Annotated in this window: 10 protein-coding genes; 9 read left to right on the top strand and 1 reads right to left on the bottom strand. The window is 56.7% G+C overall.

The genetic code is table 11. The features are described 5' to 3' along the window. The 9 genes from IBX54_RS10645 to IBX54_RS15250 form a co-directional block, all read left to right on the top strand. Positions 1 to 571: Sbal_3080 family lipoprotein (locus IBX54_RS10645; protein WP_296542633.1), on the top strand; the 571-nt coding region annotated here is incomplete at its 5' end. After that, complete coding sequence (locus tag IBX54_RS10640) at positions 568 to 1,641, top strand: class I SAM-dependent methyltransferase (RefSeq protein WP_296542632.1); 1,074 nt, start codon at positions 568 to 570, stop codon at positions 1,639 to 1,641. The genes IBX54_RS10645 and IBX54_RS10640, both read left to right, overlap by 4 nt. Before the next feature lie 107 nt (positions 1,642 to 1,748). After that, positions 1,749 to 2,216, top strand: a complete 468-nt coding sequence (locus tag IBX54_RS10635; RefSeq protein WP_296542631.1) for a DUF3261 domain-containing protein — start codon at positions 1,749 to 1,751, stop codon at positions 2,214 to 2,216. Further along, positions 2,213 to 3,397 carry a beta-ketoacyl-ACP synthase gene (locus IBX54_RS10630; RefSeq protein ID WP_296542630.1) on the top strand — a complete coding sequence of 395 codons (1,185 nt, stop codon included), beginning with the start codon at positions 2,213 to 2,215 and terminating at the stop codon, positions 3,395 to 3,397. Before IBX54_RS10635 ends, IBX54_RS10630 begins: the two co-directional genes overlap by 4 nt. Next, a complete protein-coding gene (locus IBX54_RS10625) occupies positions 3,390 to 3,863 on the top strand; it encodes a hypothetical protein (RefSeq protein ID WP_296542629.1) in 474 nt (157 codons plus the stop codon). The genes IBX54_RS10630 and IBX54_RS10625 overlap by 8 nt, the downstream gene beginning before the upstream one ends. Continuing rightward, a complete protein-coding gene (locus IBX54_RS10620; protein ID WP_296542628.1) occupies positions 3,860 to 4,594 on the top strand; it encodes a 3-ketoacyl-ACP reductase FabG2 in 735 nt (244 codons plus the stop codon). Before IBX54_RS10625 ends, IBX54_RS10620 begins: the two co-directional genes overlap by 4 nt. After that, entirely contained in the window at positions 4,591 to 5,820 is a 1,230-nt protein-coding gene (locus tag IBX54_RS10615; RefSeq protein WP_296542627.1) for a beta-ketoacyl-ACP synthase, read from the top strand. The genes IBX54_RS10620 and IBX54_RS10615 overlap by 4 nt, the downstream gene beginning before the upstream one ends. A gap of 37 nt (positions 5,821 to 5,857) precedes the next feature. Then, positions 5,858 to 6,295 carry an excinuclease ATPase subunit gene (locus IBX54_RS10610; RefSeq protein ID WP_296542626.1) on the top strand — a complete coding sequence of 146 codons (438 nt, stop codon included), beginning with the start codon at positions 5,858 to 5,860 and terminating at the stop codon, positions 6,293 to 6,295. Positions 6,296 to 6,311: 16 nt separating this feature from the next. Continuing rightward, a complete protein-coding gene (locus IBX54_RS15250; RefSeq protein ID WP_367141831.1) occupies positions 6,312 to 7,067 on the top strand; it encodes a 4'-phosphopantetheinyl transferase superfamily protein in 756 nt (251 codons plus the stop codon). Here IBX54_RS15250 and IBX54_RS10605 read toward each other — a convergent pair. Continuing rightward, on the bottom strand, positions 7,014 to 7,229 hold a 216-nt coding region (locus IBX54_RS10605; protein WP_296542625.1), incomplete at its 5' end, for a hypothetical protein. The genes IBX54_RS15250 and IBX54_RS10605 overlap by 54 nt on opposite strands.

The raw sequence follows: 7,229 nt of genomic DNA, 5'->3' as shown, positions 1-7,229 counted from the left end.
CAGCCTTGCGGGGCTTTGGTATCACCCTACTTGTAGGGTTGGGCTGGGTAATCTTGCTGAGCGTTTCTTTGCGGGCGACACTGCCCAAGTCACGGCAGGGACCGCCTGCCACTTCAAGGATGATGTCATGACATCTCACACAAAACTTCTTGCGTTTATTTTGGTTGCATCAGTCAGTGGCTGCGCCATTCATCAGCGGGTTGACCCGGTAGCACAATTGGACGACCGCGCGGTGTGTCTCGTAAAAAATCCAGCCGTGCGCGAAACCTTTGGCGCGGAATTGTCGAAGGCGTTGCGTCGCAAAGACTTGACGGTGCGCGAGGTAGCAGCGCCGGCCGACGAAAAAAGCTGCCCCGTGGTTGTGACCTTTACGGCAAACTGGCGTTGGGATCTGGCAATGTACATGTCGTATGCCGAGATCAATGTACTCAACAACGGCAAGCCCACGGGGAAGGCGGTATACGACGCAACCCGGGGCGGCGGAAACATGTCGAAGTTCATTCAAGCCAAGGCAAAGATAAACGAGTTGGTGGACCAACTCTTCCCTGGATCGACCAAGAAGGCACTGTGATCACTCGTCGCTTTTCCTCGTCCAATAATAGCGCCTTCGTGGCGCGCTATGAAGCGCAGCGCATTGCCTTCGGGCCAATAGTCTTTCACTGTGTCCGATATGCCTGGAAGCGCGGACTGTTGCAGGCATTGGCCGATGCTGCCGACAAGGGCCTGACCGTGCTCGAGTTGGCCGATAAGGGCTTGGGCAACGCCTATGCGATCGGTGTGGTGCTGGAGTCCTCCTTGTCTGCTGGGGTGGTGGAGTTGCGTGACGGCCGCTACCTACTGGACAAGGTTGGCTTTTGCATCCTGACCGACACCATGACCCAGGTTAACCTTGATTTTGTACACGACGTCTGCTATCAAGGCATGGCACACTTGGAAGCCTCGCTAGATGCTCAACAACCGCTGGGTCTCTCAGTGCTCGGCGATTGGAGCACTTTATACGAGGGCATGTCTATGCTGCCCGAGCCGGCGCGAAGCAGCTGGTTTGCGTTTGACCACTTCTATTCAGATACCTTAATTCAAAGCATCCTGCCAGACGTTTTTAAGACCGAACCCAAGCACTTGATGGACATTGGCGCTAACACGGGAAGATTTGCGGCCGTTGCCTTGCAACATGATGCAGCTGTCCAGATGCACCTGGTGGACTTGCCGCAGCAGTTGGCCATAGCCGATAAAGCGCTCCGCGACGCGGGCCTGCGACACAGGACTCAGTTCCATCCTGTTAATTTGCTTGACGAGAATTGCGACTTACCTCAAGGCATGGACGTGATCTGGATGAGCCAGTTCCTTAGCTGCTTCAGTGAAGTGGCCATCGCGTCTATTCTGCAGCGCGCTGCGCAGGCCCTTGCCGATGGCGGTCATCTGCTCATTCTGGACACGCTGTGGGACTTGCAGAAATATGAGATTGCCGCTTACTGCCTGATCAACTCCTCCCCCTATTTCACCGCAATGGCCAGCGGAAACAGCAAGATATACGAGAGCGAGGTCTACATTCGCTTATGCAATCAGGTCGGCCTGAAGTTGATCGACATTCGGGAAGGCCTCGGTTACGGTCATGCCTTACTAAGGTTTCAGCGCGAATGAACGAGATGTGTCTCCCCCGACTACTTCGCCGTCGCGCGTTAATTGCGCTTGCTGCTTTCTTGTCGGGCTGTCAGACTCCGCCGCTCTCGCCAGATTCGATGCCCGTCATGCCGATGTTGCGCTTGCCACCGGCGACTCTTGGGCGGACCTTGGCGGTGCAACAGCAAGTTCAAAGCCGTCTACGCGGTGGTGGTGAGCACAGCGCCGAGGTGCTACTGGAGGTGGATTCCAAACGTTTGCAGATGGCCCTGCTGACCATGGGGCAAATAATTGTACGGCTCAACTGGGACGGACAGCGCCTCATTGAAGAGCGTAGCGCCTGGGCACCTGCCGCGCTGTCGGTCGATCGCATCCTCAGTGATCTGCAGTTTGCCCTTTGGCCGTTAACAGCGGTACAGGCGGCGCTATCCTTGCCTTGGGCCGCCGAGGGTACGAGTACTGAGCGGCTGCTGCGCTATGGCATTCGTCCGGTTATGTACTTGCGGACCCTGTCGGCCGAGATCATCGAAATTGACAATGTGCTACAAGGTTACACTTTGACGATACGCACCCTCTCGGAATTGGCTCCGACATGACTTCAGTCTATATCAATGCGCAGGGGGTGGTCTGCGCCTTAGGCGTCGACCTCAATGCTGTGCGTCAGCAGACGTTCGCGTCAGAGTCATTGGCGCTGACCGTCACTGAAGTCTATTCGCCCGGCAAGCCCCTGCCACTGGGCTGTGTGCGCGGGCCCCTTGCGGGACTGAACAGCAGTGGCCCCATTCGCCTGCGAAGCCGCAACAATCAACTGGTAGAGGCCGCACTGGCCCCGCTGCGAGTCCCTGTGGCCCGTGCCGTTGCCCGCTATGGCCCCGAGCGCGTAGCTGTGGTGCTAGGTAGTAGCACGGCAGGTGTTTGGGAAGGAGAGCACGCGGCCATCCATCATTTACAGACAACAGGATGGCCCGCTATTTATGACTATGCCCAACAGGAAATGAGCAACCCAGCCGAGTACGTGGCCCACAGTGTGGGCTCGCGCGGACCGGTCTACTCGATCTCTACCGCCTGTTCCTCGGGCGCCAAGGCCATTGCCTCAGCGGCTCGACTGCTGCGTGCAGGCTTGGTGGACGCCGTAGTCGCGGGCGGGGCAGACGCACTGTGCCGGCTGACCGTCGCGGGCTTTGGCGCCTTGGAGTCGATTTCGGCGCGCACATGCAACCCAATGTCGCTACATCGAAACGGTATCAATATTGGTGAAGGTGCCGCGTTGGTCTTAATGAGCCGGGACCCCGGCCCAGTGCGTGTGGCCGGTTGGGGCGAAACCTCTGATGCGCATCATATGTCCGCGCCAGATCCAAGCGGCAAAGGTGCAGTCGAGGCGATGCGGCAAGCACTGGCTCGCGCTGGTGTGGGCCCCGACGTGGTGAATTACATCAACCTGCACGGCACGGCCACCCATCACAACGACGCCATGGAAAGTCGGGCAGTGCAAGAGGTATTTGGGCGCGACGTACCCGTCAGTTCAACCAAGCCCTTAACGGGCCATGCCTTGGCTGCTGCGGGGGCGATCGAGTCCGTAATCGCTTCGCTGTGCTTGGCCGACAACCCCAATGGAAAGCTGCCCCCGCACTGGTGGGATGGCGTCACCGACCCCGCCCTGCCGGCCCTGCACCTAGTGCAACCAGGCGAAACACTGGGGTACCAGCCGAATTGGGTCATGAGCAATTCATTCGCTTTCGGTGGCAGCAATGCAGTATTATTGTTTTCTCGTGAATGAAGTGAACGCCCTCTCCCTGCCACCATTGGAGGACTGCCTGCCACACCGTGGCCGCATGCTATTAATCCACCGATTGACGCACGCCGACAATGAGCGAGCCAGCGCCGAGGTCGATGTGCGTGCGGATAACCTGTTTAATCAGAAGGGCGGTATCCCCGCCTGGGTGGGGGTGGAATTCATGGCACAAACAGTGGCAGCATGGGCAGGGGCCAGAGCGAAGATCAGCGGTGGATATCCAAAGCTGGGTTTTTTGCTCGGCACTCGGCGCTTTGAAACGACTGTGCAGGCATTCTCTCTGGGGAAAGTTTTGCGCGTCGATGTGCATTGCGAGTTGATGGCCGACAATGGACTAGGCCAATTCGATTGCCAGATCACAATGGATGACACCTTGGTGTGCTGGGCACGGATATCCGTGTTCGAACCCGACGATGCCGAAGAAGTATTGGGAAACAGAGTTCAGTCATGATTGAACAACGATGGGTATTGGTGACCGGCTCAAGCCGGGGCATTGGCAAAGTGATTGCACTACGCTTGGCGCGCGAAGGCTACAACGTGGCGGTGCATTGCCGGACGGGTCTGAACCAAGCCGATGCCGTTGTGCAGGAAATTACGGCCATGGGTCGGCAGGCACGCTTGCTGATCTTTGACGTGGCTGACAGGGCAGCTGCAGCCGCAGTGTTAAGTCAGGATGTCGAGCATCACGGCGCCTTCTATGGTGTGGTCTGCAACGCTGGTATTGCGCGCGACAACGCTTTTCCGGCCATGACTGGTGAGGAGTGGGATAGTGTGATTCACACCAATTTGGATTCCTTTTATCACGTGCTCAACCCGCTTATCATGAGCATGGTGCGTCGGCGCCAGCCCGGCCGAATCGTGACGTTATCGTCCGTCTCGGGTCTGGTTGGCAACCGTGGGCAGACTAACTACAGCGCCGCCAAGGCCGGTATTATCGGCGCGACCAAGGCATTGGCGATCGAGTTGGCCAAACGGGCAATCACTGTCAATTGTGTGGCCCCTGGCCTGATCGATACCGAAATGGTGCCTTCTGAGGTTCTCGATGAAGCGATGAAGACCATACCAATGCGTCGCATAGGCCAGCCCGAAGAGGTGGCTGCATTAGTTGCCTTTTTACTCACGCCGGATGCAGGCTACATCACGCGTCAGGTGATATCCGTGAATGGGGGGATGTTCGGATGAGGCGCGTGGTTATCACTGGCTTTGGTGCCCTAAGCCCGCTGGGCCACGACTGGCCCAGCGTATCGGCCCATTTGCGGAGCAGCCAGAATGCTGTGCGCCACATGAATGAATGGGATTGCTACGAAGGACTCAACACCCGGCTTGGCGCGCCAGCCAAACCTTTTGAGTTGCCAGCCCATTTCAACCGCAAAACCACCCGCAGTATGGGCCGCGTGGCCCTCATGTCGACCCGTGCCAGTGAGATAGCACTGGCCGATGCTGGCCTGTTAGGTGACCCATTGGTCAGCAGCGGCAAGATGGGTATCTCTTACGGATCGTCCGCCGGATCGCCTAGCGCTGTTGGCGATTTCGGCCGCATGATAACGGAAAAGACTACCGAAGGCATAACGGCTTCCACCTACATCAAGATGATGGCCCATACCGCTCCGGTGAATATTGGTGTATTTCTGGGCCTAACGGGCCGCATCATTACCACTTCCAGTGCTTGTACTTCGGGTAGCCAGGGCATCGGATATGCCTACGAGAGCATCAAGTCGGGCCGCCAGGTGGCCATGCTGGCCGGTGGCGCTGAAGAGTTGGATGCAACTGGGGCTGCTGTCTTTGACACCTTGTTCGCCACCAGTGTGTTGAACGATACGCCCAAACTAGCGCCACGACCTTTTGACGCCAAGCGCGACGGTCTGGTTCTTGGCGAGGGGGCTGGCAGTTTGGTGCTGGAAGACCTGGAGCATGCTAAATTGCGCGGAGCTCGTATACATGCCGAAATTCTAGGTTTTGGTACCAACAGCGATGGCCGTCATGTGACCCAGCCACAAGCAGAGACTATGGCTGAAGCCATGCGCCAGGCACTGGCCGATGCGGGACTACCCCCCGCCGCGATTGGCTATGTCAACGCGCATGGCACCGCGACAGATCAAGGTGATATCGCCGAGAGCACGGCCACCCGTGCCGTTTTTGGTGAGCAGGTGCCCATCAGCTCTCTCAAGAGCTACATGGGCCATACTCTAGGGGCTTGCGGCGCGCTGGAGGCTTGGATGAGCATCGAGATGATGCGCGATGGCTGGTTCGCTCCGACTCTGAACTTGACCCAGATTGATCCCCGCTGCGCAGACCTAGACTACATCACGGGCGAAGGCCGTTCGCTGCAGACGGATCTTTTGATGAGTAATAACTTCGCATTTGGTGGCATCAATACCTCGTTGATTTTTAAGCGTTGGACTGATTGATACGCGGACAACTTGAATTAACCATTGGGAGAATTACTTGAAAAAAAAATTGATTACGGCGCTGATTGGTGCCATGTTGTGTGTGCCAGCCATAGCCCGCGATACGCTTTACAAACTGCCGTTTTCGGATGTGCTGACCCAGCCTGCGGCTGCCGGCAAGTTAGATGGGAGCGTCAAGTTTTATCTGAAGGGACAAACGACGCCAATAATTATTGAGAAGTTCAGTGAAGACGTTGCCAACCGTAAGACAAATGGGGTGGGCAAGGAAGACGTTATGGGTTGTCAATGGGTTGCGTTGTCTAACTTGATCGCTTTTCAAGAAAAGGCGAAGCAGGTAGGCGCCAATGCGGTGATTGATATTGTGAGCTACTACAAGAAGAATGAGTTTACCAGCACAACGGAGTTCGAATGCCACGCTGGCGCCTTCGTGATCGGCGTGGCATTCAAAGGTACCTACGCAAAAGTGGCACCATGAACGAATTTGCTGCGCGATGGCAGAGGTAGCTCTCGCACTTATCAACTCGGTTTTGCTACCGCCAGAATTGAAGGCGGCAGTGCACTCTATTGACTGGCTCACAGACTCAGAGCGTCAAAAGCTGACACAGTTGCTTGCCCCAAGGCGACGCCTGCAATTCTTGGTTGGCCATGGCTTGGTTCGTCAACTTTTGGCTGCACAGTATGGCGGTGACCCTTGGCATGATTGGCCACTTGACGCGCCAACCAATGGGCCACCATGCCTTCTTTCCCAAACACGACAGTCAGGTCTCAAGGTTGCGCTTAGCCATTCCGCTGCTTGGGTAGCGGCCGCAGTGTCGAACAGTGCGTTGGGACTGGATGTTGAGACGCCAAATGAAAGGCGTTCACTTCAGACCATGCTTGGCTCGATTGGCACTAGAGAAGAACAGGTAACTTTCAATGCGATAGCCCCGTCCGACCAAGCGCGGGAGTTTTATCGAATTTGGACCTTGAAAGAAGCTTGGCTCAAGCAGCGACATGAAGGTCTTGCGTTGGGTCGACTGCCCTTACTGCAGACTCGACCAGCGCGTGAAAGCGATCCATTGACCGCACGAGTCTGGCATTTCAGAGGTTTGACCATGAGTTGCCTGGCGCCCGCTGAGGCCAAACCAATTTGGTGGAACGCGCCGTCGGGATTAGAGGAGTCTGAATTGCCGCAGCAATGGGCGGTGGACGAGTTACCCGTCGCATATGGTAGTGACGATCTGCACATAGTTGCGACCTGCGCATAGTGGTCGAGTCCGGGTGCCCATTTTGTTGAAATCGCGGCTGTGCATCCGACTGTTGACTACCGGCACCAATGTCAGGTATCGGGCGAGCAATTTGAAATTTTGTAAACCCGCTCCCGCTGCTGATCCGCCGACTAAACCCAACTCAATACCCACGCCCCACAT

Origin of the sequence: Rhodoferax sp., assembly GCF_014859475.1 — a bacterium.
Classification (GTDB): Bacteria; Pseudomonadota; Gammaproteobacteria; order Burkholderiales; family Burkholderiaceae_C; genus Rhodoferax.
This window is presented reverse-complemented; position numbering and strand designations above follow the sequence as displayed.